21 protein-coding genes are annotated in these 26,223 nt (G+C 69.0%); 14 read left to right on the forward strand and 7 right to left on the reverse strand.

All coding sequences use genetic code 11. The annotated features are described in order from the left end of the window. Nucleotides 1-793: 793 nt before the first annotated feature. The 6 genes from IG64_RS41350 (at nucleotide 794) to IG64_RS33445 (ending at nucleotide 10,185) form a co-directional block, all read left to right on the forward strand. Complete coding sequence (locus IG64_RS41350; protein WP_234438693.1) at nucleotides 794-4,651, forward strand: hypothetical protein; 3,858 nt, start codon at nucleotides 794-796, stop codon at nucleotides 4,649-4,651. After that, a complete protein-coding gene (locus tag IG64_RS33425; protein WP_037863273.1) occupies nucleotides 4,648-5,310 on the forward strand; it encodes a type VII secretion system-associated protein in 663 nt (220 codons plus the stop codon). The genes IG64_RS41350 and IG64_RS33425 overlap by 4 nt, the downstream gene beginning before the upstream one ends. A gap of 215 nt (nucleotides 5,311-5,525) precedes the next feature. Beyond that, entirely contained in the window at nucleotides 5,526-7,226 is a 1,701-nt protein-coding gene (locus tag IG64_RS33430; RefSeq protein ID WP_037863275.1) for an amidohydrolase, read from the forward strand. 255 nt (nucleotides 7,227-7,481) lie between these two features. Continuing rightward, entirely contained in the window at nucleotides 7,482-8,726 is a 1,245-nt protein-coding gene (locus tag IG64_RS33435) for a cytochrome P450 (RefSeq protein ID WP_037863277.1), read from the forward strand. A gap of 56 nt (nucleotides 8,727-8,782) precedes the next feature. Further along, nucleotides 8,783-8,977, forward strand: coding sequence for a ferredoxin (locus IG64_RS33440; protein ID WP_037863279.1), 195 nt, complete (start codon nucleotides 8,783-8,785; stop codon nucleotides 8,975-8,977). After that, complete coding sequence (locus IG64_RS33445; RefSeq protein ID WP_037863281.1) at nucleotides 8,974-10,185, forward strand: NAD(P)/FAD-dependent oxidoreductase; 1,212 nt, start codon at nucleotides 8,974-8,976, stop codon at nucleotides 10,183-10,185. The genes IG64_RS33440 and IG64_RS33445 overlap by 4 nt, the downstream gene beginning before the upstream one ends. Here IG64_RS33445 and IG64_RS33450 read toward each other — a convergent pair. Beyond that, complete coding sequence (locus tag IG64_RS33450; protein WP_037863283.1) at nucleotides 10,175-11,041, reverse strand: L,D-transpeptidase family protein; 867 nt, start codon at nucleotides 11,039-11,041, stop codon at nucleotides 10,175-10,177. The two genes, IG64_RS33445 and IG64_RS33450, sit on opposite strands and share 11 nt — an antisense overlap. Before the next feature lie 179 nt (nucleotides 11,042-11,220). Here IG64_RS33450 and IG64_RS33455 point away from each other — a divergent pair, with 179 nt between their 5' ends. The 3 genes from IG64_RS33455 (at nucleotide 11,221) to IG64_RS33465 (ending at nucleotide 13,812) form a co-directional block, all read left to right on the forward strand. Next, nucleotides 11,221-12,186 carry an RNA polymerase sigma factor gene (locus IG64_RS33455; protein WP_037863285.1) on the forward strand — a complete coding sequence of 322 codons (966 nt, stop codon included), beginning with the start codon at nucleotides 11,221-11,223 and terminating at the stop codon, nucleotides 12,184-12,186. 387 nt (nucleotides 12,187-12,573) lie between these two features. Further along, nucleotides 12,574-13,515, forward strand: coding sequence for an alpha/beta fold hydrolase (locus tag IG64_RS33460; protein ID WP_037863286.1), 942 nt, complete (start codon nucleotides 12,574-12,576; stop codon nucleotides 13,513-13,515). 51 nt (nucleotides 13,516-13,566) lie between these two features. After that, complete coding sequence (locus IG64_RS33465; protein WP_037863288.1) at nucleotides 13,567-13,812, forward strand: Smr/MutS family protein; 246 nt, start codon at nucleotides 13,567-13,569, stop codon at nucleotides 13,810-13,812. A gap of 31 nt (nucleotides 13,813-13,843) precedes the next feature. Here IG64_RS33465 and IG64_RS33470 read toward each other — a convergent pair whose 3' ends face one another. The 3 genes from IG64_RS33470 to IG64_RS33480 all read right to left on the reverse strand — a co-directional run bounded on the left by IG64_RS33470 (nucleotide 13,844) and on the right by IG64_RS33480 (nucleotide 17,089). Continuing rightward, nucleotides 13,844-14,227, reverse strand: a complete 384-nt coding sequence (locus IG64_RS33470) for a DUF6009 family protein (protein WP_037863289.1) — start codon at nucleotides 14,225-14,227, stop codon at nucleotides 13,844-13,846. A 202-nt stretch (nucleotides 14,228-14,429) separates the two neighbouring features. Further along, nucleotides 14,430-15,986 (reverse strand): DNA primase family protein, encoded by a 1,557-nt coding sequence (locus tag IG64_RS33475; protein WP_037863290.1) that lies wholly within the window; start codon nucleotides 15,984-15,986, stop codon nucleotides 14,430-14,432. Then, nucleotides 15,983-17,089, reverse strand: coding sequence for a bifunctional DNA primase/polymerase (locus IG64_RS33480; protein WP_037863291.1), 1,107 nt, complete (start codon nucleotides 17,087-17,089; stop codon nucleotides 15,983-15,985). The genes IG64_RS33475 and IG64_RS33480 overlap by 4 nt, the downstream gene beginning before the upstream one ends. A gap of 1,017 nt (nucleotides 17,090-18,106) precedes the next feature. Between IG64_RS33480 and IG64_RS41740 the strand changes: the two genes are divergently transcribed. The 5 genes from IG64_RS41740 to IG64_RS33510 all read left to right on the forward strand — a co-directional run bounded on the left by IG64_RS41740 (nucleotide 18,107) and on the right by IG64_RS33510 (nucleotide 23,292). After that, nucleotides 18,107-18,940, forward strand: coding sequence for a hypothetical protein (locus tag IG64_RS41740; protein WP_234438694.1), 834 nt, complete (start codon nucleotides 18,107-18,109; stop codon nucleotides 18,938-18,940). Between the two features lie 185 nt (nucleotides 18,941-19,125). Then, nucleotides 19,126-20,391: a ParA family protein gene (locus tag IG64_RS33495; RefSeq protein WP_037863293.1), complete on the forward strand. Its 1,266-nt coding sequence runs from the start codon at nucleotides 19,126-19,128 to the stop codon at nucleotides 20,389-20,391. Next, a complete protein-coding gene (locus tag IG64_RS33500) occupies nucleotides 20,388-21,683 on the forward strand; it encodes a ParB/RepB/Spo0J family partition protein (protein ID WP_037863295.1) in 1,296 nt (431 codons plus the stop codon). Before IG64_RS33495 ends, IG64_RS33500 begins: the two co-directional genes overlap by 4 nt. An 848-nt stretch (nucleotides 21,684-22,531) precedes the next feature. Continuing rightward, nucleotides 22,532-22,984, forward strand: coding sequence for a MarR family transcriptional regulator (locus IG64_RS33505; protein ID WP_037863325.1), 453 nt, complete (start codon nucleotides 22,532-22,534; stop codon nucleotides 22,982-22,984). After that, on the forward strand, nucleotides 22,981-23,292 hold the full coding sequence (locus IG64_RS33510) for a hypothetical protein (RefSeq protein WP_018569291.1): 312 nt from the start codon (nucleotides 22,981-22,983) through the stop codon (nucleotides 23,290-23,292). The genes IG64_RS33505 and IG64_RS33510 overlap by 4 nt, the downstream gene beginning before the upstream one ends. Nucleotides 23,293-23,629: 337 nt before the next feature. On the opposite strand, the gene IG64_RS33515 is transcribed toward IG64_RS33510, so the two are convergent. The 3 genes from IG64_RS33515 to IG64_RS33525 form a co-directional block, all read right to left on the reverse strand. Further along, on the reverse strand, nucleotides 23,630-23,830 hold the full coding sequence (locus IG64_RS33515; protein WP_037863297.1) for a cold-shock protein: 201 nt from the start codon (nucleotides 23,828-23,830) through the stop codon (nucleotides 23,630-23,632). Nucleotides 23,831-23,996: 166 nt separating this feature from the next. After that, nucleotides 23,997-24,914 carry an LAETG motif-containing sortase-dependent surface protein gene (locus IG64_RS42950; protein WP_051813619.1) on the reverse strand — a complete coding sequence of 306 codons (918 nt, stop codon included), beginning with the start codon at nucleotides 24,912-24,914 and terminating at the stop codon, nucleotides 23,997-23,999. 252 nt (nucleotides 24,915-25,166) lie between these two features. Beyond that, on the reverse strand, nucleotides 25,167-26,177 hold the full coding sequence (locus IG64_RS33525; protein WP_037863302.1) for a helix-turn-helix transcriptional regulator: 1,011 nt from the start codon (nucleotides 26,175-26,177) through the stop codon (nucleotides 25,167-25,169). Nucleotides 26,178-26,223: the final 46 nt, after the last annotated feature.

Raw genomic sequence — 26,223 nt, forward strand, 5'->3', positions numbered from 1 at the left:
CCAACCCGACACCAACACACCCCCCAGCCGCTGGCTCGCCAGCACCCCCAACATCCTCACCAACAACACCCACGGCGAACCCCACCACCAACTCCGCACACTGGGCGGGCACGTACAGGCCTCCGACCTGACCAGCTACACCATCATCGACCAGAACGGCCGCCACCTCGGACGAGCCCACCTGACACCCACCGACTGGCTCATCAGAGAGCCGGGCTCTTCAGCGCTCGCCCTCCGAACCCACTACGCGCCTGCCAGGATCATCTACTCAGCCGACGGCAGGCAGGGCCTGGACATCATGAACGTCCCCCAGGTCCAACTTCCCTGGGCGACCACCGGCCGGCGATCCGCGCCCTACTTCTACATGGCTCATGGGAGCTACAACCGCGTCCCTGTACACGACTCACGCGGCAACACCCACTCACTGACGGGAGAGGGACTCGGCAATCTCCTGAAGCGACGGCCCAGCCTGCAATTCGACCGCGACCGGGAAATCGTCCTCGTCTCCTGCAACACCGCAGCCCCCGCACCCGACGGAACAGTCATCGCGCAACAGGTCGCCGACATCACCGGACGCACCGTCCACGCCCCCTGGGGCGCCACGACACCAGACCTGGAAACAGCACACCACGAAGGCTGGCGGACCTTCCGCCCCCAGTCCGAGCACCAACAACCCCACTCGTCCCGCCCCCGCCCCGCAGGGCCCCCGCGCCCCCGAGCACTGCCACAGCCCCCCGCACACCCGAACAACGTCCGCTACCACATCAACTCAGCTCCCTCCGGGGACGACCCCATGCCCGCAACCGGCAACGACGGCCCCAGCCCGAGCCGATCCGGAGCCTCCACCGATCACCACCTCGCCGCCCAGCCCTACAGCCAGGCCGTCTTCGATCACAACCTGTCCGTGACGGGGCTGGACTACCGGCACGACGAGCGCGGCCACATGATCGCTTCACTGCGCAGGCTGATCACAACGGGATACACGGTCCTCACCGGCCCGGTCCCGCCCGAGGCGCAACCTGACGCGCGCGGAGCCGTCGGACTTTGGCAGCGTTCCGGCATGCCCCCCTTCGTCATCGCAGCAAACCTCACTGCTGGCCGCGTCACCATGAACACCCCCCACGGCCTGCGCACGTACACCGCCGAACAGTTCGCCGACCACCTCGCGACCACCCCCGCCCTCCAGCAGCACCCCACCGGACCGATCGTCCTGCTCATCCCCCACGCCGCCGCCGGCGGCATGCACCTGCCCCGCACCATCGCCGCCCACAACACCCACGGCGAACCCCGCCACCAACTTTCCACACTGGGCGGGCACGTACAGGAAAACGATCTGACGACCTATACCCTCGTCGACGAAAACGGCCACCACCTCGGGCGGGCCACATTCTCGACCTCGGAGTGGCTTGATCGAGTATCGGACTCTGTTAATTATGGACGCCAATCGACATACCACTACGGCAAGTCCACGCAGAACGGAACGATCGAAGCAATAGACCCTCATTTCCCTCTCCCCTGGGTGAACACAAGCCGACAGAAACCTCCTTACTTCTTCGCCAGTCACGGTACGCGCCAGAATGTCTGGGCTTATGACTCACAGGGCCGCAAACATGAACTGACCGGCCCAGGGATCGGCAATCTACTGAAAAGGCGCCCCAGCCTTCAGCTCGATCAGGATCGGGAAATCGTTCTTCTCGTCTGCAGCGTCGCAGCGCCGGGGCAGGACGGAACAGTTATCGCGCAACAGGTTGCCGACATCACCGGCCGTACCGTATACGCTCCATCGGGCAGGGTCGCTCACGATGCTTCCATCGTGGAAGAGGGCAGTTGGCACACCTTCCGCCCCCACGCCCAACGTCCGCAGGCCGAAACTCCCATTTCCCCGTCACCTGAAACCCACAGCGGTGAGAGAGAGGGCCACGCCCGAGGCACGTCACGGTCCCAGCCGCAGCAACTCAAGCACACGGCAGCCGAAGAGACCTCTCCACAGGAACAGCCAGGTGTCACTGCACCGCAAGGCTCCTGGGCCCATAGCCGATCGGCGACCTCTCCTGGTGTCCCACACTCGCTTGAGACCTCGGCTTTTGCTTTTGCAGAGCGCCCACCAACTTTCGAAGAAATTTCCCGTTCAGCAGTCATGAGTCAATGGGTGGTCAGCCACGGTGAGCTGATCACAGGCGTTGACTACCGTTACGGAGGTGACGGCCGATTGGCGACTGCGATCGATCCACCAATTACCGAGAGGTTCCTTCACTACAATACGCCCCAGCTACCTAACGAGGTACGCCAAGGCATTAGGGGAGCGGCGTCCCCGTGGGGTGACGTTGCGCCCATAATGGTAATCGCTGACAGATCTTCCTTCGGCGTGGCAGTAACCTCTCTCAGTGGACCGACAGAGATATCTTTCGAGAATTTTTCCAGGCACGTGCGCAAGGTCATTGAGTATCACGGGTTTCCAGCAGGCGCTCCTGTAGTTCTCGTGATGCCGTATGCTGCGGCGGGACGGATCGAGTTGCCTCGCATTTTGGCAGCCCATACCGGCAGAGATGTATGGGCCAGCGACGGACCAGTCGCGCTTTTGAAGGAAAACGGGCGAGGAGCAGCGACTACCTGGATTGTGCAGCATGAACCGGCCGGCATCGCCGTAAGCCGTTGGATCGTCAGTCGACCGGGCGCTCTCAACTCGTTCGCCGACCAACCCGAGCGCATTCATCTGACGGCCACCACCGGAGAGACCGTTCCCGCCTCGGCCCTCCTGACTCACACGCTCATCAACGAACGCGGAGAACCCATCGGTCAGGCCGTCGACACAGCGGAGGATTGGCCTCTTTTCGAGGAGGAACTGCGTGAGCTGAACAGGGTGACGACCTACCGGACAGGTGAGGGATACCTCACCGAGCAGGGCCGCGGAGCCGTACGCGCCCGCCCGAACGCGCCGTACCGCGCTCTGCCCTGGGTGCGGGCGGGTGAGCAATCCACCCCGTACTTCTTCGTGACTCATGGAGACATGGGGGTGCTCAAATTGCCCACCCGCACAGGCACCATCCTGCCCATGCCCGGGGAGCAAGTGGGCCGCTTGCTCGCCCAGGTGCCGTTGATCTCGCAGCGACCGTACGCTTCGATCGTTCTCGCCGCGTGTTTCAGCGGTTACGACGCAGAGAACCCGTTGAACAGCGTTGCCCAGCGAGTGGCTGATGTCACCGGTCGCACGGTGCACGCGCCTTGGTCCAAGGTGTCCAACGCCTTGAGCCTGGTCGAGGGCCATGGCGACCAAGAGGGCTACTGGTTCACCTACCGTCCCCGGCAAGCGGCGCCCCGTCCCGGAATCGGTCACCCCGGGCAACCACTCCCCCCGCACCGAACCGTCGCCGGGCCCATCCGGGGTCACGCCCGGTCCGGTTCCGCCGCGGCCGAGCCGGCGACACTCGCGCTGAGGCCCTATCGGAATCTGCTTTTCCCGGCCGAAGTCGGCTCGATGTCAGTGGGTCTGGACTACCGGCACGACGGTGCCGGACATCTGTCCCCCCAGGCATCCGCACCTCGGATCGACATGTTCATCACGCATGCCGGGGATCATCTTCCCTCCGTCATACCGGTGGAAGGCCAGGAACGCCCCGCTCCTTGGGGCAGCGTCCAACCACTCCTCATCGCCGCGGATCTCGCACCAGGGGGCGTCTCCGTGATGACCACGGGCGGCAGCCGGACACTCGCCATCCACGAGTTCGCCCGCCTCGTGTCCTCAGAGACGGCGATCAACAGCACTCCGCCCCATGTGCCTGTGGTACTGCTCGTTCCGAACGCAGCTGCCGGCGAGATGCACCTGCCCCGCATGCTGGCGCACTTGACGGAGAGAACAGTGTGGGCCACCGATGGGGAACTGGCTCTCGTCACAACCGGCAACAGCGGCCCCAGCAGCCTCGCTCATAAGCCCGTGACACACGTGCTCCTCCACCGGCGCACCGACGGTGAAGGCGGCCGCTGGCTGCGCTCCCTGCCGACCGACCTGGACGCCCAGATAGCACGCCTCGGAGACACCACGGGGTTCCCCGAAGTCCACACACTGTCAACCATCGAAGGAGGGTCCGTAGATTCCTCCGAAATTCCGTCCTACACATTGACGGATGAAAATTACATCCAAACAGGAAGGGCGATATTCTCCCGGGAGGAATGGGGTAGGATCAGATCCCATTTCTCCGACGTTTCCAAGGTCAGAGAATACGCCAGAAGCACCGAAGACGGCACGGAAGAAGTCTCCGAAGACGGTCAGGTTGCCACCACTCCCGTTCCCTGGGGCATGCCGTCCGTGATTCCTTATTACCTGGTGACGCACGGTCGCGTCGGGGGTGTCGCACTGCCGACCCCGAACGGGCGCGCACATGTCGACGGTCAGACCCTAGGCCAATGGCTGCGGCGACGGGCGAGTTTCGAGAGCCATCCTCGACCTATCGTTCTCCTGAGCTGCCGCAGCGGCGAAACCAGGGAAGGGGTGGAAATTTCAGTCGCCCAAGAAGTAGCTGAAATCACCGGCCAGACAGTTTATGCTCCGTCAACCGCGGTGTGGACTGATTTTGCAGTTGATTCCACCGACGGAGGCCGATGGGAAACATTCCGCCCGCAGCAGACTGGTTCCTCTCAGAACGGAAGAAAATGAGCGACCCGACCCGACCTGAGCAGCACGAGTTCGACCCACTCTCCACCGTCCCCGACGAGCTCCGTGAAGCCGCCAAGGCCGCACCCGATCACTGGCTCGGCCTCGTCGACCCCGGCTGGCGCGGTGAGGGTGCGCCACCGCGCTGGACCGTGGCAGGCGAGTACCGTTCCAGCCCCGAGGGCGAAGTGGTGGAGTGGCGGGAGAACGAGGAGTACCGTCCCTCGCCGCTGGCGCTGGGATGGCCCCAACCGACCGATCCCGTGGACGAAGCCGTGCAGTTGTCCTCCACCGGCTGGGGGCCTCCGGAGGATGTCCCGCAGCGGTTGGCCGGCACGATCGTGGGCATCTGGCTGGCACCCGACGGCACCCCGCTGCGGACTCGGACACCCGACGGCACAGCGGTTGTCCCCGTCTTCACCTCCGGTGAGCAGTTGCAGGCCGCGAGTCAGTTCGCGACCAGCACCATCCCGGTGCAGGAACTGGCCGGTCTGCTTGCCGCCGACGAGCAGTTGTATCTGAACCCGCTCAGCGTCGTCGCCATGGTCGTCGATCCCGGGGCCGTCCTCACAGCGGCGGCCACCGACGGGGAGGGGGAAGGCGCGGAGACGGGAACGGCAGTGACCGGCACTTCCCCTGACGGCTCCCCTATTACGGCGTAATAGGGGACGGCCGAACGCGGTCCTCATACGGGAATGCCGGACCCGGTCCTCGCCGGAAACGAGACACATATCTGACGCGTCGACACGTTACACTCCGTCAGTCTGCCCAGGTGTGCACTCCGTTGGGACACATGTTTGCTTCGGACACGCCTGGCAGCACTGTCGTGGGCCGCCCCAGGCCCTTCCTCCCTCATCCTCCGAGGAACGAGACTGACGTGAACGACGACCTCCACCCGGGCCGCCGGCGCCTGCTGAAGATGTTCGGACTGGGTGCCACCGCGACCACGGCCGCCCTGCTCCAGGGCGACCCGGTGCTCGCCGCGACCCTCGGCTACGACGAGAAGACCGGGGTGTCCCCGACGACCTACCGGGCGCCCAAGGGCCTGGCGAGGAACACCGCGGCCAAGCAGACCGCGCTCGGCTGGATCGACGCCAACCAGGGTGCCGTCACGAAGCTGAACGACGACGTCTGGAAGTACGCGGAGCTGTCGCTGCGCGAGTGGAAGTCCTCCCTCGCCACCGCCAACCTGCTCAAGGCCAACGGCTTCACGGTCGAATGGGGTTCGGCGGGCTTCCCGACCGCGTTCGTCGCCACCTACGGCAACGGCGGCCCGGTGCTGGGCTTCAACGCCGAGTACGACGCGCTTCCGGGGCTGTCGCAGAAGAAGGGCGTGGCCAGCCACGACCCGCTCGTCTACAACTACGACGCCTACGGCCCGTCGTACGGCGCCGGGCACGGTGACGCCCACAACGCGCTGGGCGCGGGCGGTACGGCCGCCGCCATCGCGGTCGCGCAGGCCATCCGGGCGCACGGGCTGAAGGCGACCGTGAAGCTGTTCGGCAGCGCCGGAGAGGAGCAGCTCGTCGGCAAGGCGTACGCCGTGAAGGAGGGCGTCTACGACGGTCTCGACGCGTTCCTCGACTGGCACCCGTTCAACATCACGACCCCGTTCTGGAACACCACCAGTGCACTGATATCGGCCACGTTCACCTTCCTCGGCGCCTCCGGTCACGGCGGCACCCCGCTCGGCAACAAGAGCGGTCTCGACGGCGCGCTGCTGATGGCGACCATGTCCGAGTACCTGCGGGAGAAGAACGTCGCGCCCTCGGGACGGTTCCACTACGCCGTGATCAACGGCGGCGGCGCCCCGAACGTGACCCCGGACATGTGCTCCATCTGGTTCTTCGTCCGCGAGGGCAGCCCGGCGCGCGCCCAGGTGCTCTACGACAAGATCGTGGAGTGCGCGAAGGCCGCCGCGCAGGCCAGCCAGACCCGGCTGGTGCACAAGTTCCACTCGGCGACCTGGAACCTGCTGGCGAACAAGGCCGGCGCCGAGCTGCTGTACGACAACATGCAGCAGATCGGCGCGCCGAAGTTCACCGACGCCGACCACACCCTGGCGAAGGCCGTGCAGAAGTCGCTCGGCCGCCCGGAGGTGGGCATGCCCACCGACCTGGTGCCGCTCGCTCCGCCGGCCGCCGCCTACACCGGCGGGCTGGCCACGGACACCGCCGACATCAGCTGGCAGGCTCCCACCGCGGTGCTGCTGTCCGCCGCGTATCCGCCCGGTCTGCCCAACCACAACTGGGGTGTCACCGCGACGGCGGCCACCAACATCGGGCACCAGGCGATGCTGTCGGCCGCCCGCTACCTCGCGGCGGGCGCCGTCGACCTCATCGAGCAGCCCGACCGGCTCGACGCGATGAAGCAGGAGTTCAAGGGCCGCACCGAGGGCGTCAAGTGGGCCTCGATGATCCCCGACGGCACCCAGCCGCCGCTGTACGAGCCGCCCGCGGACTTCCTGAAGGCAACGGGGCAGAGCTGGCCGCCCGAGGGCGTCACCTGGCCGGTGCCGCCGGTGGTCGCCGCCGAGCAGCTCGGTACGACCGGACCGAACCTGCCGCCCGTCACCTGACGGTCCCGGCCGTCCCTGCCCGGAGACCCCCGGGGGCCCGTCCCTCCCCCGGGTACGCCCGTCCGTGGCCGCGCACTCCCCGCGGCCACGGACGGGGAAACATGTGTGTGTTCCATCAGCCGGGAATGGCGAAAAGCATGCCCTATACACGGATCTCTCTTCCGCGGACGGCAGTCGCGTCGTAACGTGCGCCCCGGCGCCCCCACTTCCATCGCCACTCCCATCAGGCACACGCCCGGAAGCCGAGGATCAGTCATGACCAAGGCAGCATCCGTTCCCAGTCCAGCCCTCTCCCCCCTCCCCGCAGCCGCCCCCTGGCCCGCCGAGCGCGCCCCCGGCTGCCCCTTCGACCCTCCCCCGTCGGTGACGGCCCTGCTGGACAGCGCCCCCATCTCCCGGGTGACCCTCTGGAACGGCGCGAGCGCCTGGCTGGTGACCCGCCACGCCGACCAGGTCGCCCTGCTGCGCGACCCCCGTGTCAGCGCCGACAACACCCGGCCCGGCTACCCCAGCATGAGCGCGGGCAGCGACGCCATCCGCGCACGTCACCGGGCCTTCATCACCATGGACGAGCCCGAGCACAACGAACGACGGCGCCTGTACACGGGCAATTTCACCGTAAAGGCCACCGAGCGGCTGCGCCCGCGCATCCGGCGGATCATCGGCGACCTCCTCGACGCGATGGAACGCCAGGGACCGCCCGCCGACCTCGTCACCGCCTTCGCCCTCCCCCTGCCCTCGCTCGTCATCTGCGAGCTGCTCGGCGTCCCCTACGAGGACCACGACTTCTTCCAGCGGGCCAGCGCCGCGATCATCGACACCCGCAGCACACCACAGGCCGCCGTCGCCGCCTCCCAGGAACTGGTCGACTACCTGCGCGGCCTCATCCTGCGCAAGGCAGAGCGGCCCGGGGACGACCTGCTCAGCCGCATGGCCACCGAACAACTGGCCACCGGACTCGGCACCGAGGACGAGTGCGCCAACGAGGCCCGGCTGCTGCTGGTCGCCGGGCACGAGACCACCGCCAACATGATCGCGCTGGGCACCTGCGCCTTCCTCCAGCACCCGGACCAGCTGGCCGCCGTCCGTGACGGTGACGCCCGCCAAGTGGCGGACGCCGTCGAGGAGATGCTGCGCTACCTGACCATCACCCACATGGGACGCCGCCGGGTGGCGCTGGAGGACATCGAGATCGGCGGGGTCCGCATCGCGGCGGGCGACGGCATCCTGTGCGTGAGCGAGGCCGCCAACCGCGACCCGTCGGTCTTCGAAGCCCCCGACCGCCTCGACGTCACCCGCTCCAGCCGGCAGCACATGGCCTTCGGCTCGGGCCCCCACCAGTGCCTCGGCCAGAACCTCGCCCGCGTGGAACTCCAGGAGGCCTACCCGGCCCTGCTGCGCCGCTTCCCGCGCCTGCGGCTCGACCGCCCGCTCGAGGAGATCCCCTTCCGCACCGCGGCGGTGGTCTACGGCGTACGCGAACTGCCCCTCACCTGGTGACCGGGCCTGCCCGCCGGCCTTCCCCCCGACCCCAACTCCCCGATGACAGGAGCGACATGAACATCACCATCGACGAGGACAAGTGCTGCGGCGCCGGTCAGTGCGTCCTGGTCGCGCCCGAGGTCTTCGACCAGCGCGACGAGGACGGCGTCGTCGTCCTCCTCACCGCACGGCCGGCCGAGGACCAGCACGACGCCGTACGCGAGGCGGTCGCCGTCTGCCCGGCCGCCGCCATCGAGGTCCAGGCGTGACACCGTCCGCCGGGGTGGTCGTCGTCGGCGCCTCGGCGGCGGGCCTGACCGCCGCCGAGGCGCTGCGGCAGTCGGGGTACGACGGCCCGCTCACCCTGGTCGGGGACGAACCCCGTCCGCCCTACGACCGGCCGCCGGTGTCGAAGCAGTTGCTGGCCGGTGACTGGCCGGCCGAGCGGCTCCTGCTGCGCCCCGAAGAGGCGTACACCGAACTGGACGTACGGCTCCGGCTGGGCGTGGCGGCGAGCGCCCTGGACGTGACCGCCCACCGGGTCCGGCTGGCCGACGGGACCGACGTGCCGTACGACAGCCTCGTCGTGGCCACCGGTGCCCGGGCGCGGACCCTGCCCGGAGCGGGCGGGGTGGCCGGGGTGCACGTACTGCGCACGCTCGACGACGCGCTGGCGCTGCGGACCGCACTGGCCGGCCGGCCGCGCCTGGTGGTCGTGGGCGGCGGTTTCGTCGGCGCGGAGGCGGCCTCGGTCGCCCGGTCGCTGGACTGCGACGTCACCCTGATCACCACCGGGGAAGCTCCGCTGGCGGACGTCGTCGGACCGGACGCCGCGGACATGCTGGCCTCGCTGCACCGCGAGCACGGCGTCCGTCTCCTCACGGACACGCGGGTCACCGGCCTGCTCACCGGACAGGGGCGCGTCACGGGCGTGACCACGGACCGGCAGGGCGTCAGGAGCGAGATCCGCGCCGACGCCGTGCTGCTCGGCGTCGGCGCCCGACCGAACACCGAGTGGCTGGCCGGCAGCGGCCTGCCGCTGGGCGACGGTGTCGAGTGCGACGGCACCCTGTACGCCGGGCACGACGTGTGGGCCGCCGGGGACGTGGCCTCCTGGCAGGACCCCGACTCCGGTACGCGGCTGCGGATCGAGCACCGTACCAACGCCACCGAACAGGGGCGGCACGTCGCCGCGAACATCCTGGCCGGTCCGGGGGCCGCGTCCGGCTTCCGCACGGTGCCCTACGTCTGGTCGGACCAGTACGGTCTGCGGCTCCAGGTCCACGGTCTCGCCCGTGGTCCCGGCGAGACACACGTCGTCGACGGGGACCCGCGGCAGCGGAAGTTCACCGCCGTACGGGTCCGCGACGGCCGCGTCGTCGCCGCCCTCGGCATGGGCATGTTCCGCCAACTGCGCGCCCTGCGTGAGCTGGTGGCCGAGCACGCTGTCTGGCAGCCGCGGAGCCTCACCTCCTGAGCGACGCGGCGTCTCCCATCACGACCACCGGATGCAGGGCCGGGTCGAGGGTGCGCAGCAACTCCTTCATGTGCCGCTTGGCGATGCTGACGCACCCGTGGGTGGGACCGCCGTGGTCGACGTGCAGCCAGATGCCACCGCCCCGGTCCGCACCGAGGGGGCGCGTCCAGTCCAGCGGTGTCGTGCCCTTCTGGTGGTTGTAGTCGATGGCGATGACGTAGTCGAAGGCCCCGGCGAGGGGTTCGCCGTTGAAGCCCAGTCCGCCGACCGTGTACCCGGACGCGGAGCGGGTGTACGGCAGCTTGGCGCCGGGGTCGGACAGCCTGCCTCCGGCGTCGCTGAGGGTGAACACCCCGATGGGCGACCGGAGATCACCCTGGTGGTGTTCGTCGGTCCAGCCCTTGAGCGCGTTGTGCGCCGCCCAGGTCGCGCCCGCCTTCCAGCCGTCGGCGGTGCGCTGGTACAGCACGACCCCGGAGCGGTTGGAGTTCTTGCCCTGGCCGGTGACCAGGACGACCTGGCGGGTCTCCGCCGGGATCTGTGACAGCGTCCTGGGTCCCAATCCGGGGAGCTGCGTGGGCAGTTCGGGAGCGGCGTTGTCGACGCCGGACATCGGGCGCGCCTCGTCCCGTGCGGAGGGCGCGGCTGCCGGGGAGTTCCCCGCGGCGGCCGCCGAGGCGTCGTGGGCCGCTCCTGTCGCGGTCGCCCCGCAGCCGGTGACGGTGGCCGCGACGACCAGGGCGGCGGCCGCGAGCGGCAGACGTCCGCCGGCCCGGGACAGCGTGGCGAGGATCTGATCGCCCGCTGTCGGGGCCCGGTGACGCCCTCGCGAGGTGGGGTTGTTCGGTGAGGCCATGTTCCCAGCATGTCGAACACCTTTCAGGAACTCGTCAGCACCCCACCTGTTATGAGCCACGTCACTGTTCTGGCCGAGTCACACACACATGTCGCCCGGCCGGCGCCCTCACACATAACTGGTCGCTGCTCGCCTTGGGTACCCTCGGGGTCAGCAGCGGCCGGGCCGGAGGGCGGAACATGGAGACGACACTGAGGGACGCCGCGCGGGCCGAGGACGCGATACTGACCCGTGCGGCGCAGCAGGGAGACGCCCCGGCTCTCGCCGCCCTGCTGGAGCGCCACCGTCCGGGCATGCGCGCGGTGGCTCTGAGCCTGCTGGGTCCCGGGCCTGATGTCGACGACGTGATGCAGGAAACGGCGCTGGTCGCGCTCCGCCGTGTCGCCGACATCCGCGACCCGCAGGCCGTGGGACCGTGGCTGCGCATGGTGGTGCGCAACGCCTGCCGGTCCCTGCTGCGTGAGTCCCGGCGCACCGAGCCCGTGGACGAGGTCCCCCTGCCTCCCGACGGCGCCTCCCCCGAGCAGCTGCTGGACCGGCACGCCCTGCGGGACTGGATCTGGGAGGCCGTGGAGAAGCTGTCCCCGGCGTTGCGGCTGCCGGTGGTGCTCCGCTACTTCTCCTCCGGGGTGACCTCGTACCAGCAGATCGCGGAGGCCTGCGCGGTCCCGGTCGGCACGGTCCGCAGCCGGCTGCACCAGGCGCGCGCGCTGCTCGCCCAGACCCTCGCGGACACCTCCGCCTCCGCCCATGAGGACACCGCACGCCGTACCGAGGCCAGCTGGCGGGAGGCGCACGACACGCTCGCCGCCGCCGAACGGGGAGAGTTCGACAAGGTGGTCAGGGACCGCTACTCCCCCGAGCTGTCCCTGCTCAGCGGCGGGCACCGGCTCGGCGGAGTCGGGCTGATGCTGGTGGGCATGGACTCCGATCTGTCCGCCGGGGTCCGCCAGCGCCCCCGGCACGTCGTCGCGGGCCGGTCGCTCGTGGTGTGGGAGATGGACCTGGTCAATCCGCCGGACGCCCCTGACCACTGCCCGCCCGGGGTCGCCTGGATCATGAGCCTGGAAGGCGGTCGTATCGGCGAGCTGCGCCTCTACCACGCGACGCGGCCCGCCGCCCGCCGGGAACTCCGAGCGGCCTGAGCCGTCCCCTCGGCAGCGGAACCTCGGCGCCTCTCGCCTCCTCACCTATTACGCCGTAATAGACGCCTGCGGGTCGGCGGTCCGCCGCGGTCTATTACGGCGTAATAGGCCGCAGCGCGCGGGACCCCGTCGTCGCGACACCGCCGGACCCTATTACGCCGTAATAGCCCTGGCGCGCGGCCACTACCGCCCTTCGTGGGCCCCCTCAGCGTCTCTCACCCCCTGACCCGCTGTTCCCTATTACGGCGTAATAGCCCGCCCAGCCTCCATCCCGGCGGCCTCGCGCCCGACGACGTGACGTGGATCACGGCCACGTCATCGAACTCTTGACCACCCCCTGCGTCGTGTCGGTGTCAGCACACACCCTCACTCGATGCGGAGAACGCCATGAGCATCACCCCCGGTTCGAATCACGCCCAGGAAGCCGCCTCCGGCCCGCTGGCCCCCGGCACCCACTCCTTCGAGGTGGGCGGCGTCACCCAGCGCTACCACGTCTACGGCAGCGGCCCGGTGGTCCTCGCCCATCCCGGCGGTCCCGGCATCCACTGGGAGTACCTGCGGATGCCCGCGCTGGAAGAGCACCTGACCATGGTGTACGTCGAACCGATCGGCACCGGTGAGTCCGGCCGCCTCCCCTCGCACCCGCACGGCTACACCCGGGACCGTTACAGCCGCTTCCTGGAAGTGCTGATCAACCGCCTGGACGTACCCGAGGTTCATCTGCTCGGTCACTCGCACGGTGCGTTCGTCGCCGCCTATCACGCGCTGCACCGCGCCCAGCGGCTCGCGGGTGTCGTCCTGTACGAGGGGGCACCGGTCACCGGCCCCGAGCACGGGGCGGAGGCGGGCCGCATGGTCGAGCAGTTCGCCGCCCGGCACGCCGGTCACCCCGGACTGCCGGCCGTCCTGGCGGCCTTCGGCGCGATGTCCGGTATGGCCACCGACGAGGACACCGTGGCGGTGGCCCGGGGCGTACTGCCCTCCTACTTCGCCCACTACTGGGAGAACGAGGAGAAGCTGGCCCCGTTCAGGGACGCGATCCGGGCCACGTTCATCTCGGGCCTGGACGAGGACCTCTCCCCCGATGTCATCGACGACCGCGTCGCCCTGAAGGGACTGGCGGTGCCCGCGCTGGTCGTGGTGGGGCGGCACGACGTCATCTGCGGTCTGCGCTGGGGCCGGGAACTGGACGACCTGATCCCCGACTCGCGGCTGCTCGTTCTGGAGGAGAGCGGTCACATGGGACACATCGAGGAACCCGAGCGGTTCACCGAAGCGGTGCTCGCCTTCGTGCGGGAGACGGCGGGTGGCGAGGACCGTAGCCTGTAGGGCCGGCACCACCGCTGCCGACACGCCCCGCTGCCCGGAGGAGGGCTCCCGATGATGACGCTCGACCTGCACCCGGTGTTCCGCAACAACCGGGACATCGAACTCGCGATGCGTCAGTTCCTCTTCCGGGCCTCGCACGCCGGCGTCCCGGTCGCGGAGATCATCCCCGGCAAGGGGTCGGGGCGGCTCCGGGCACGGGTGCTGGCCTTCCTGGACCAGCAGCACATCCGCAAGCTCTACGTCCGTCGTGAGGTCGACACGGGGAACTCCGGCCGCGTCCTCGTGTACTTCTCCTGAGCCGGCGCTCCCCCGCGCCGGGAGCGGCGGCTCAGGACGCCGATGTCGCTATCGGCAGCGAACCGCACTGCGACCGGGGCGTCTTCGCGCCCGGCTTCTTCGGCGCGATGGTGCGGGGGTCGACGGCCTCGCCGGGGGCTCCCTCACGGTAGAGGCCGTCGGGCAGGCTGTCCCGGTCGTGCGGCAGCAGGAAGAACACCCGGCGCTTGTACAGGCCGCTGTCGGGGTCGGGCGAGGCCTGCTCGTCGAGCAGTGCGTAGCCCACCATGCGTCCGTCCCGGGCGTAGGGCGGCTTGGTGTTGCGGCGCTTGGTCTTGTCCAGTGCCTGGCGGACATAGTCCAGCTTTTCGGGGTTCTCCAGCCACACCACCTCTTCCTCGTGGATGAGGTCGCTCTCGGTCAGTAGCGAGCTCATGGCTGCAGCCCCTCCTTCGTCGGCGTGCTCCCCACCAAGGGGGACGTGGCCAGGCATGTGAACATGTCGCTCCGGCCCGCGCTCCGGCCAGCGGCGGGGCCTCCGGTGGGAGCCACCGCATGCGGGACCTGCCCTCCATCGTAGAGCGCCCGCGGGGCCGGGTGCAGGCCGACCGCTGAGTACGGCCGAACTCCGGGCCCCCTCACGGGTGCTCCAGCAGAGCGATACCCGGGTAGTACTTGCGTCCGTTCGACTTGATCATGTCGGCGGGCGAGGCCACTCCGACCTCCTGGCGGACCCGGTTGGCGAAGGCCCTCGGCGTCGCGGGCCTGATGCCCTCCCCCGCGTTGCACCAGGAGCTGTACTCGGTGTACAGCAGGCCCTGCTCGACCCGCAGGTCCCGGCCGGCCTCGCCGTCCCGGGTGCAGCACTCGGCGAGGAAGCGGCCGATGTGGTCCTCGGTGGTGGCGTAGGCGGTGGTGGCGATGCGGACGCGGTCGGGCCCTTCCAGCGGGTCGCGGGTGGCCAGGTAGCGCTGGGCGCCCTCGATGAGCCAGTGCAGGATGCCGGGGCCCTCGTCCCGCACGAGTTCGAAGGCGAGGTTGTCGATCCTGCGTTCGGCCGGGACGGTCCGGGTGAAGGGCAGCAGGCGGATACGGCGCCAGAAGGCGAAACCGCCCGTGGAGACCTCCGGACGGTGGTTGCCCAGCAGCCAGAGGTGATGGGTGGGCGTGAAGGAGAAGTAGTCCTGCCGCATCCGGCGGGCCTTGATCTTGTCGCCGCCGGTCAGCAGCCGCACCCGGGCCTCGTCGAACTTGTCGTTCGGCTTCAGCTCGCTGCACACCACCAGTCGGCGGCCGTGCAGTTCGGTCAGCTCGGTCGAGTGCTCCGAGAACGCCCCGCGGTCCATGAGGAAGCCGGGCGGGGCGGCGTCGGCGTAGTCGCCGAGGATCTGGATCATGATGTCCAGCAGGACGGACTTGCCGTTCTTGCCCTCGCCGTGCAGGAACGGGAGCACCTGGGCACCCACGTCACCGGTGATCGAGTACCCCAGCAGCAGGTGCAGGAAGTCGATCATCTCCTCACCCTCGGGATCGCTGCCGAAGGTGTCCGCGAGGAATCGGTGCCAGCGGGGCGTGTCCATGCGCTGCGGGGCCACGCTCGTCGCCCGGGAGTGGAAGTCGCGGGTGGGGTCTGCCTTGCGCAGGTGGCCGTTGTGCAGATCGACCACGCCCGCCGGCGTGCACAGGGCGTACGGGTCCCCGTCGAGGCAGTCCGGGTCCACCGACAGGTCGGGAGACGCCTTCGCCTGGGTGAGCAGTGCCTTCATGCCGGTGGTGGACAGGGTGCGGCGCTTGTGCTGGGCGATCTCACGGTTGCTGAAGATGCCGCGCGGGTCGGTGTCCGGCATCTCCTCCGCCATCTCCCCCGCCGCCCACAGCGCGGCCTTCTCGCCCCCGGTGCGCTTCCAGCGGTAGCCGTCCCAGGCGAACCAGCCCAGCCCCTCCACGTGCCGGAACTGGTCGCGGTGCATCTGCACGAAGAGCCGCGCGTTTCCCCGGTCCGACAGCGACGGCGGCAGGGACGGCGTCCCGAAGGCCCCCGGCGGCGGGAGCGGGGACACCCCTGACACGGCCTCGGGGGCCGTCTGGGCGGGCAGCAGCGCAGCTCCGGCCGGGGCGGCCGCCTCCAGGTCGAGCATCTGCTGAGCGGCAGCCTGCGGGTCGAAGCGCGGTGAGCTTCCGGCACTGCTGCTCATGGACGTCCTTTGAGGTGGAGAGGGCGGGCGGACCCAGCGGCAAGGGCGTCATCGACGATCGTTTCGTTCCTGGCCTGCTGCCAGGGGCGGGCGTACTGGGCGACCCTGACGAGCCGGTCACGGACGGCCGTGTGTTCGAGGTGCCCGGCACCCACCAGCCCGCCCGCGGTGTAGGCCGCCCGGTTGAGCTTCTCCGTGAAGCTCGTCCCCTCGCGCGCCGCGGCGCACCCAGCGACCTGCTGGATCAGTGGATCGAGGATCCGGAGCGCACCGGCCTCCCCCCGGACGGTCCGCACGCCCCTGAGAGGGGCTGTAGGGGCTTCTGAGGCGTTTGTGGGCCGCCGGGAAGGAGAATCCTCACCCGGGGGGCTGGAAGGCGCGCAGAAGGCCGTGACGGGCCGCGGAGCCGTCACATGTCCGGTGCGGGCCAGTTCGTCCCTGAGCCAGTCCGGCAGGGGCGCCGGGAGCCGGGCCGGGCCTTCGGCCCGGTAGACGCCTTTCGGTGTCCGGGTCCCGGGCGCCACGATGTAGCCCCCGTCGGCACGGACGTCGACCTGCCAGGCCAGCGCCGCGTTCCGCCCGGACCCGGTGGAGCAGCGGAACCGTGTGGCGGGGTCGGGGTTGAGGTACCAGACGTGCAGACCCCCGGAAGGCGTGCGCACCCGTAGCGTCGTCTCGTCGGAGGCAGGGTCGGGGGCGCCCCGGTACGCGGCCAGCAGGCCCAGCGTGTCGAAACCCGAAGCCAGCCCGGCGAGGCTCACCTGCTCGGGGATGGGGATTCCGGGCAGCAGCCGCGACCGGTCGGCCACCGGGGCCGCGTGGGCATCGATGTCGATGACGACCAGCTGCGCGGGGGCACAGGCGACGCCGACTCCCGCCGAGGGCTTCTCGCTCCACCAGCGGTCGATGCGGTCCTGGTCGGTGGTGGCCGCGTGGAAGCCGTGGCAGGGACGGCCCGCGGGAAGGCAGGGGCAGGTGGTGGGGTCGTGCCGGTGCGTGCGGCAGTCCGGACAGTTCCCGGCAGGCGTCTTGCGCCCGGGGGCCAGGGGGTGGACCGGCCAGCCCTGAGCGGCGCACCACCGTGCGACGGCATGCGGAGCCACGGGCCCGACTCGGGCAGCACTTTCGCGGTTCTCACCTTCGCGCGGCACGGGGATCGTCCTCGTCACGTCTCGTCGTTCGCTCACTGCACGGGCACCTGGCTGGCAGTGACGCGCCATCAGGGACCGAAGGGACTCTAGTGCGAAAGAGAGTCTAGAGCTCATCGTCCGAAAAGTGGGTCTGTTCTGGGCCGCGTGCCGTTTCTATCAGTTTTCCTGGTCCCTTGAGTCCCTGGGTCCCTCCCGTGGTGAGTCTTCGGTACGCACGTCGGCGTCGGTCCCTGTGCCGGAGAGGCGCCTGGTCCCTCCGAGCAGGGCAGGGACCGGCCGGGCTCCCACCCTAGGGGCTGAAGGGACTGATGATTGTCATATAAGCAAGGCCCCTGCAACGGGGTTCATGGGCCGTCGCAGGGGCCGAAGCACTCCAGGGACCAGAACCAAGGGGCCGACAGGGGCCAGGGACCCTGTTGAGTCCCTGGGCATTTCCGCAGGTCAGAAGCGTGCAGCTCCCAGATGAGGGACTGTAGGGACTGAACTCGCCAATTATGAGCTGTACAAGAACATGGGTTACATACGCGCCCGCGTATACGCATCACATGTCTTGTCTACGTCATAATTGCGACTTTCAGTCCCTACAGTCCCTCCCTGGACGGGGATAACGCCTGTGACCTGCGAAAACGTCAGGGACTGAAGCGCAGGGACCAAGAGGGACCAGCACTGCTTCAGACCCTCACTCCGGGTCCCTCGCACCTTCGGTCCCTCCGCAGGCCTCTCGCGGAGACTGCTCCCGCCCTGTCCGCACCCTGGGACGTTCCCCGAGCGGTGAACCTTTCAGTCCCTGCGCTCGTCTTCCTGTCGTGAGTCCCTGCCGTTTCCGAGCTCCGCAGGGACCGTGAGTCCCTGCGGGGGCCTCGGTTATTACGGCGTAATAGCCCCGAGGGGCGCTTGGTCCCTGGAGCAAGCCCCGTTCTGCCGATTCACATTCTGTGAATCGAGGGGAGAGGGGGCACAATCCCATCCATGGCGAAGCGCGTACGTAAGCCGACCAGAGCCACAAAACCCCTGGTCAAGCCCCCTGTACGGATCGGGTCCCTGGACGCGGCCGCGCTGGTCGGCGAGCTGCGGCAGCTCCATGAGAACGCCGAGGACCCCGATGTGGAACGCATGCCGGCCGACGACGAGCTGTACGGAGCGCTGCTCTACGCGGAGAAGCACACCGACGCCCTGCGGGGCCAGTCCCTGGACGTACGGCGGGACGCGGCCCTGAAGCGGGTCCGGTTGTGGGAGTACCTCAAGGAGCAGAGCGAACTCCACCAGGTGCGGGCGGTCGACGACGCCCGCGGGGCGGGAGCGCACTGGGAACAGTTGGCGCCCGCCCTGGCGGTCAACGCACCGAGCGCGGCGTACAACAAGGCGAAGAGACTCAGGGCGGGCACGCTCACCGACGAGACCCCGGCGGCCCGACCGGTACGCCGCACACCGGAGGCGGTACTGGAGGCCGAGCGGCGGCTCGCCCTCGAACAGGCCGCCGAGCGCCGCGCCCAGGAGGAAGCGGAGAGACGGCATGCGCTCCTCGTCCCTGCCGCGGGCCGGCTCCTGGAACAGCGTGACGGTCTGGTGCTCGGCGAGGACGCGGACTACTGGTTCGAAGAGATCGAGGCGGTACTCCCGCACTGCCGTACCCCGCTCCAGATGGTGAGCCTCAACCGCTACCTGGACGCGGCCGTCCGGGCCCTCGCCAAGCAGGAACAGCAGACGGCCAGACCCGTGGCACTCACCGATGAGGCACGCCTCGCCCTGGACGCGGCCGCTGAGTTCCTCAAGGCGGCGAGGCCGGGACCTATTACGCCGTAATAGGTCCCGGCCGAGGACCGTCCGCAGGGAAGGGTCGGAGGGGGGCACGAGCCCTGTGAACCGGCCTGCCTATTACGCCGTAATAGGTGGAGGGCCCCCGAGTCCGGGAACCTGACGCATCACCAAGTCGTACTAACTAACGTGTCGATGCTGCAGTTGATCAAGGGCGTTAGTAAGGTAGCGCCATGAGTACGCCAGCCACCTCGAACGACCGAGCGAAGGTCGTCTCCAAACTGCCGGGATGGCTCCGGCAGAACCTCAAGGTAAGAACCGCGCAGCTCGGCATCGAGATCCAGACCGCTGTCGAGCAGGGTATCGCCGCCTGGTGCGGCCTGGCCTCGGCGACCGCGTCGGTGGACACCGCCGGAGCCGAGTCCTTCTCCACCTTCCTTCCTCCCGGGCAGTGGGAGGAGTTCCGGGGCATCGCCGAGGACCGCCGGGTCTCCCTCATCCAGGGACTCGCCCAGTCCGTTCAGCTCTGGCTCGACACCAATCCGGCTCCCGATGTGCAGCGCCCGGACATCACCCGCCGCATCGTCGTCTGCAACCAGAAGGGCGGCGTCGGCAAGACGGCGATCACCGCCGGTGTGGGTGAGGCCCTGTCAGAGGACTCCAACCGTCTGTATCCCGTGCGCGTCGCCAAGGCCCTGGCCACTGCTCTCCGGGCCGGTGACGAGGACGGCGGACCGGGCGACAGCGCCGGCGACCCGCTCGACATCGAGAAGCTCCCCGGCCGCGGCCTGCGTGTCCTGCTGGTGGACTTCGACCCTCAGTGCCACCTCACCAACCAACTGGGGGCAGCGCCCCTGCCGATGAACGGTGACAGCCTCACCAACCACATGGCCGGGGATCCCAAGGGTGAGCTGCGGGACCTGATCGTCTCCATCGACGAGGACCACTTCGGCGGACGACTGCACCTCCTGCCCGCCTGTCACGACGCATTCCTGCTGGACGTCAGGCTCTCCGCCGTGCGCGCCCGCGAGGCCGCCCTCGAACGGGCTCTCACTCCGCTGGAAGCCGATTACGACGTGATCCTCGTCGACTGCCCGCCGAGCCTCGGGCTCAGCATGGACGCGGCGGCCTACTACGGGCGCCGCCGCGACGGCGAGCGCCCCGGCCAGTCCGGCGCGCTCATCGTCGTCCAGGCCGAGGACAGTTCCGCCGACGCCTACGACCTGCTCACCAATCAGATCGAGGACCTCCGCAACGACCTCGGTCTCGACATCGACTACCTGGGGATCGTCGTCAACCTCTACGACGGCCGTCGTGGCTACATCGCCACCTCCTCGCTGCAGGGCTGGATCGACATAAAGGATCCGCGGGTCGTCGGTCTCATCAGCGACCTGAAGGAACAGAAGGAAGCAGTGCGCATGAAGCAGCCTCTGCTCAGTTACGCCCCTTCCTCGCAACAGGCCATCGGCATGCGGGCCCTGGCCCGGGAGATCTCATGAGCAAGGCCGATCAGCTCGGAGCAGGGCGTTTCGGAGGAAGCGCCCGGCCGGTCAGCGCCCGCCGCGCCGCGATCGGTGCCGCCACCGGCGTCCCCACGGAAGGGGTCGCCCCGCCGACCCGTCTGCCCGTCGCCCGTATCAGCCCCAACCCCGAGAACCCCCGCACCACCCTCGGCGATCTCACCGAACTCGCGGGCAGTCTCAGGGAGCACGGCCAGAAGCAGGCCATCACGGTCATGAACCGCGATGCCTATCTGAAGGCGAACCCGGACCGCGAGAAGGACCTTGACCCCGACACGACGCATGTCGTCGTCGACGGCAGCAGCCGCCTCGCCGCCGCGCGGGAGGCCGGCCTCACCCATCTCCACGTGATGGTCGACGACGAGCAGGGGAGTGACGGTGACGCCATCCTCGAATCCGCACTCGTCGCCAACATCCACCGCAACGACCTGGATCCGCTCGACGAGGCCCGCGCTCTGCAACGGCTCCTCGCCATCCACGGTTCACAGGTCAAGCTCGCCAAGCGGCTCCGCAAGTCCCAGGGCTGGGTGTCACAGCGCCTCGCCCTGCTGAACCTGTCCCCGCAGCTTCAGGCGGCGGTCGGCTCGGAGCCCGTCGAACTGCTCCGAGCCGTGGCCAAGGAACCCCAGGAGCGGCAGGAGGCCGCCCTGGAGGAGCTGAAGGCCGAGCGGCTCCGCAAGGAGACGGACCGCAAGACGGCAGCCGCCGCCGCGATGGCCCCGCCGTCCCCCGTGTCCCCCGCCCCGGCAGAGGAGATGGACGAGGGGCCGGAGCGGCACGAGGCTGAGGAGCCGGAGGGCTCCGAGGAGCGGGAGGGCTCCGAGGAGCGGGTGGGTTCCGAGGACCTGCACGAGGCCGGAACGGTTGAACCGGTCGCAGCAGACGACCGGGTGGACCCTGAGTCCGGAGAGCCGGAACCGGCAGAGGAGGAAGCAGGGGAGTCCCTCGATCCGGCTGGGCGGGTCGAGTCCGTACAGCGGAGCGAGTCGGTGGAGGCCAGGGAGTCCAGGGAGTCCACGGCGTCGGTGGCCGTCCGGGCCGCCTCCGCTCCCGAGACCGTTCCCGAGCCCCGGTCGAACCGGGCTTCCGCTGCCGATCAGGACCTCGCGGACGCGGGCGGCTCCGGGGCCCGCCGACTGCCCTACGACAACGGCGCCTTCCTCGCCATGCACCTGATCCGCAAGATGAGCGTCACGGAGTTCGACCGGATGCTGGTCATCCTGAACAAGCATCAGCAGGAACGGCTGGAGTCCCCCAGCAGCACCCGCTGACAGCCCACACCGTCACCACAGGCCGTCCCCCTATTACGCCGTAATAGGGGGACGGCCTTATTACGGCGTAATAGGGGAAGAGAGGGGAGGAGAGGCCACAGCTCTCAGAGAGCGACTCTCAGGCGAGGCCTCTGGCGAGGCGCTCACGGGAAGGGACTCTCCGCGAACCTCCCACAGGCGCTGACGTTCACCGGCGGTCCGGGTGCGTCGGCCGGCGCGGGACCGTCAGGGCGAGTTCTTCCCGAGGCGTGGCTGAGCCGGGTGGGGGTTGCTGGAGGCATACGCGCGCCTGAGTCGTCGGCCGCGGGCGCGTAGTGGCTGACTTTCCGTGGTACAGGAACAGTGGGGTCCGCGTCGGTGTCGGAGAGGACAGGCAGCCGGAGGGCCCACGGCGGGTTGGACGAAGTAAGAGAGCGTCCTCTGCCCAAACCGCCTCTGACCTGCGTAAATGCCCGACCGGACCAAGATCGGCAGAACTGGCAGGCAGTTCGGCGGATCGTCATGGGCGGTCGAGGGAACCGGGCACCCGGTTCCCTCGGACTGATCACCCAGATTCCTTGATCTGTTACCGCTGTTCGTCGATCTGTCACCCGGTTCCCAGGAACTGCCAGTACGTCTGAGGGAACTGGGTACCGCTGTTTCAGAACAGTGGCAGATTGACGTCACGTACATGTCTCAGCCGGGTGAGGGCCATGGGGTGGACCGGTGGTGCCCTGTGTGGAGGACAAGCGACACGGTCGACGAGCGGAGTTGATTGACTTCCTGCTCATGTACGTTAGGTTCATATGGTCGGCCTGCGGGTCGCCCTGGATGAACAGCGCATCAATGCCCCACGCATGGAGGGCCTGTTGGGAGCAGTACGCAGACTGGTCGACGCCGACACCGGCGAGCCGGTCCCTTATGCGCCTTATGCCTTCTCCGGCAGGCATACACAGGTGGACAAGGCGCGGGTGGAGGCCATCACCGAGTCAAAGGCCTTCACGCCCAGTCAGAAGTTCCTCGTTCTGTGGTGGATCGGTGTGTCGCCCGAGGGTATGGAGCCACTGAGGGCCACGGGAGCGGACATCGCCAAGCGGGTGGGGATGTCGACGGACGCGGTCGGGAAGATCAACAGAAAGCTGGCCAAGCATCGGGTTCTGATCGTCCGGGGACGCATCGGCAACTACAACTTCTACCGCATCAGCCCGTACATTGCCTTCCATGGAACAGGGCTGGAGCAGCGTGAAGCGGTGAGGACGTGCAATCCGCCGGACATCCCGGGCTTCGACGAGAACACTCCAGCACGGTGGGAGGCAAAGTGACCAGTGACGACAAGCAGCAGAATCTCAAGCTGCTTGAGGCAACGGCCGGCATGACCGCCAACCAGCGTCTCGTCGTCATGCTGTACGCCCTGCACCCGACGGATCGCTCCGGTGCCGTACTGGAGACCGCGGCGCAGCTGGCCCAGCTGGTGGGGATGGCGCCGCCCGTGTTCTCGCGGACACGCAAGCAGGTGATCGGCCTGGGGTGGCTGGAGGAGACCGAGAAGATCGGTCACATCAAGTACTACCGGATCGTTCCGGGTCGGCTGGGGGAGCGGGTCGTCGTTCCGCTCCGCCGCGCGACCTGATCCTGATCCGCTCGGCCGGGAACCGCACCGGCCGGGAGAGGGCCCGGCCCCTTCGGGAGAGCAGGCCGTCCGGGAAGGCCGGTCCCTCGGGGAACCAAGCCCCCGGCGAGCACGTCCGGCGAGTCAGGCCGGCAGGCGAGCAGGCCGCCCCGGAAACGGAAGACGTCCGGGAAACAGAAGGCGTCCTGCGGATCGTCCCTCATTGACGTGACGTACATGAGGTGCGATCCGCAGGACGCCTTTCCTGCTGTCTGGTCAATGTCCTACAGCTTGTTCGATCTGTTCGATTCTTCGCTCAGAACGATTCTGCGGGACAGAGCCCTGTGCGCGCGAACGGTCAGCCGCGGACGATGTTCTCTGCCTGCGGGCCCTTCTGGCCCTGGGTGACGTCAAAAGTGACGTGCTCGCCCTCGACCAGCTCGCGGTAGCCGTTGCCCGCGATGTTGGAGTAGTGCGCGAAGACGTCAGGTCCACCGTCCTGGGCGATGAAACCGAAGCCCTTTTCGGAGTTGAACCACTTCACGGTGCCGCTTGCCATGTACTTTCCTTCGTCTAAGCCGAGACCCAGCCAACCTTGCCTGTGGCGGGCCCGCTCGGGCGGGAACGTTTCGGCCGCAGCCCGGTTCCGCCTTTGCCGTTAACCATGGTAAGTCGGAACCACGATTCACACGAGACTTCACCTGGCTGCGGAAACGTGTGTCTCGTCAGCCCTTCTGAGCCGCCCGCCGCCGCCGTGCGAACACGAAGGCACCGGCGCCCACGGCCACCAGAGCCGCCGCTCCCGCTGTGAGCGGCACGGTGTTGCTGCTGCCCGTCTCGGCGAGAGGGGTCGACGAATCACCGGACTGGCTCGGCCGGGCGGTGACCGGTACGGCCGCGGCCGGGGACGTGGTCGAGGAGGCGGGCGGGGTGGACGGCGCCGAGGCCGACGGGGTGGGCGTGCCCGGGGCCGAGGGCTGGGACGCGGTGGGCGTCGGAGTCGCGGGCGGGGCTGTCTCGGCCGGCGGCGTCGACTCGGCGGGCGGGGTCGAGGCCGAGGGGGAGGGGACGGTGGGCGGCGTGGACGGGGTCTGGGGGACCTGGCACACCGTGCTCCCGCCCTGCCAGGCCGCGATGAGGTTGCCGGTGAACACCGGGTGGTCGGGGCCCTCCGGCAGATCGGCGGTCTTGCCGTCGTGCTTGACGTCCCCCCGGTAGAGGTCGATCTGGGTGAAGCAGTCCTTGCCGGGCGCGGTGATGGCCAGCTGACCGGTCGCTCCGTGCGAGACCTTGACGGTGTCGAAGTCGAGGAACTCCTGCTTGCCGGAGGTCTGCCAGGTCGGGCCGTGGGTCAGGTAGGCGGCGAGGGACACCGTGCAGTCGTCCCACTTGCCGGCACGGACTCCGATGTGCAGCTTGCCGTCGGCGCCGGAGGTCAGACTGAGCTTGCGCGCCTCGCTGCTCGGCAGCCAGTCTTGGCCGTTCACGGAGAACTGGCAGGGGGAGTCCACCCGGCTGCCGGCCGCGTTCGGGTTGGGGTGGAAGGCGCCCTGCTGGGTGACGGAGGACTGCGGGCTCGCCGCGTACGCGCTGAAGGTGCTGCCGGCGGAGACGATGAGCACGGCCGCGGTCGTGCTCAGCACTGACCCCAGTGCGAAATGGCGGGCTCTTGACATGGGAGGTTTCCATTTCTGGTCGCAACTCACACCCGTGGATGCCGTGACACGGGGCCCAGGTGTGAGCTGTGGTGGCCTGGTCGTGTGGGGGCGGCCGATCGTGGCCACAACACACGTTTCACCACATGGATGTCAAGTCCGTACGGTCGGTGCTCCTTTGGGCGGACTCTTTCCGCTGCTCAGCGATGATGCGGACCATCCGCTCGGGAGATATGTGTTTTACAGCCACTCGCGTCGGGCGGCCTGCCAGGCGAGCTGCATCCGGGTCTCCGCACCGGCGCGTTCCATCAGGCCCTGGATGCGGCGCTGGACGGTCCTCCGGCTCAGCCCCAGGTGGGAGGCGATCGCCTTGTCGGCCACCCCGGCGACCAGCAGGGACAGCAATTTGCTGTCGGTCGGTGACAGCCGGGCGCGTGGGTCCGCGTCCTCGGCGCCCGGGACCGGGGAGGAGCCGTCGGTGTCCGTCAGGTGCAGGGGGACGGCGTTCTCCCAGTAGCTTTCGAACAGGGCCACCAGGGCGCTGAGCAGGTTGCTGTCGCGCACCAGTGCGGTGGTCGGCTCGTCGGGGCTGCCGTGGGGGCCGCCGGGGACGAGGGGGAAGAGAGCGACCGAGCGGTCGGCGATGGCCAGCCGCAGCGGGAGGGTGGGGACGGAGCGTGCTTCCTCGCCCGCCCGCATCCCGGTGGCAACGTTGTCCACGGCACCCTCGTCGTCGAAGAAGGCCTGCTCGTACAGGACGCGGTAGCGCACGCCCCGGGCCAGGGCCTCGTACTCCTCCGCGTTGCTGCCGGACGGCATGGCCACGTACTGGGCCTTGCAGAACCAGAGCATCTCCTCGCGCGTGTTGGTCTGGATCTGTCTCAGGTGCTGGCGCAGCGCCTCGGCGCCGGTGATCACTTCGAGCAGTTGCCCGGCGTCGTGGCGGCGCACGGTGTCGCGGTGTGTCTCGATCAGGCGGGCGGCCTCCGTCCGGGCGAGGTCGAGGGCCTCCGCGTTCTTCTTGATGCGCGGGAGCAGGGCCACGTCCGGCGGCACGGCCCGGTACAGCCGGGGGGAGCCGTCGGTGGGGACGGCCAGCCCCATCGCGACCAGGGTGTCGAGGATCCGCGCGCCCTCGGCGTGCGGCAGCGCGGTGCGCCGGGCGATGTCGTCGACCGTGGCCCGGCCGGACATGACGAGCAGGCGGTAGACGGATTCCTGCACTCGTGAGACTCCAGCGGCTTCCAGCATCCCGCACGTCCTCCCCGCTTGCCGTGGGCGCTGGTTGAAGACTGTA

Source organism: Streptomyces sp. NRRL S-340 (genome assembly GCF_000720185.1).
Classification (GTDB): Bacteria; Actinomycetota; Actinomycetes; order Streptomycetales; family Streptomycetaceae; genus Streptomyces.

Excerpts from the sequence above, each read along its gene's own strand:
- IG64_RS33450 (WP_037863283.1), bottom strand. The coding sequence starts at position 11,041 with ATGGCCTCACCGAACAACCCCACCTCGCGAGGGCGTCACCGGGCCCCG.
- IG64_RS41740 (WP_234438694.1), top strand. The coding sequence starts at position 18,107 with ATGGCGAAGCGCGTACGTAAGCCGACCAGAGCCACAAAACCCCTGGTC.
- IG64_RS33440 (WP_037863279.1), top strand. The coding sequence starts at position 8,783 with ATGAACATCACCATCGACGAGGACAAGTGCTGCGGCGCCGGTCAGTGC.
- IG64_RS33515 (WP_037863297.1), bottom strand. The coding sequence starts at position 23,830 with ATGGCAAGCGGCACCGTGAAGTGGTTCAACTCCGAAAAGGGCTTCGGT.
- IG64_RS41350 (WP_234438693.1), top strand. The coding sequence starts at position 794 with ATGCCCGCAACCGGCAACGACGGCCCCAGCCCGAGCCGATCCGGAGCC.
- IG64_RS33460 (WP_037863286.1), top strand. The coding sequence starts at position 12,574 with ATGAGCATCACCCCCGGTTCGAATCACGCCCAGGAAGCCGCCTCCGGC.
- IG64_RS33495 (WP_037863293.1), top strand. The coding sequence starts at position 19,126 with ATGAGTACGCCAGCCACCTCGAACGACCGAGCGAAGGTCGTCTCCAAA.
- IG64_RS33435 (WP_037863277.1), top strand. The coding sequence starts at position 7,482 with ATGACCAAGGCAGCATCCGTTCCCAGTCCAGCCCTCTCCCCCCTCCCC.
- IG64_RS33425 (WP_037863273.1), top strand. The coding sequence starts at position 4,648 with ATGAGCGACCCGACCCGACCTGAGCAGCACGAGTTCGACCCACTCTCC.
- IG64_RS33500 (WP_037863295.1), top strand. The coding sequence starts at position 20,388 with ATGAGCAAGGCCGATCAGCTCGGAGCAGGGCGTTTCGGAGGAAGCGCC.
- IG64_RS33455 (WP_037863285.1), top strand. The coding sequence starts at position 11,221 with ATGGAGACGACACTGAGGGACGCCGCGCGGGCCGAGGACGCGATACTG.
- IG64_RS33465 (WP_037863288.1), top strand. The coding sequence starts at position 13,567 with ATGATGACGCTCGACCTGCACCCGGTGTTCCGCAACAACCGGGACATC.
- IG64_RS33470 (WP_037863289.1), bottom strand. The coding sequence starts at position 14,227 with ATGAGCTCGCTACTGACCGAGAGCGACCTCATCCACGAGGAAGAGGTG.
- IG64_RS33475 (WP_037863290.1), bottom strand. The coding sequence starts at position 15,986 with ATGAGCAGCAGTGCCGGAAGCTCACCGCGCTTCGACCCGCAGGCTGCC.
- IG64_RS33525 (WP_037863302.1), bottom strand. The coding sequence starts at position 26,177 with ATGCTGGAAGCCGCTGGAGTCTCACGAGTGCAGGAATCCGTCTACCGC.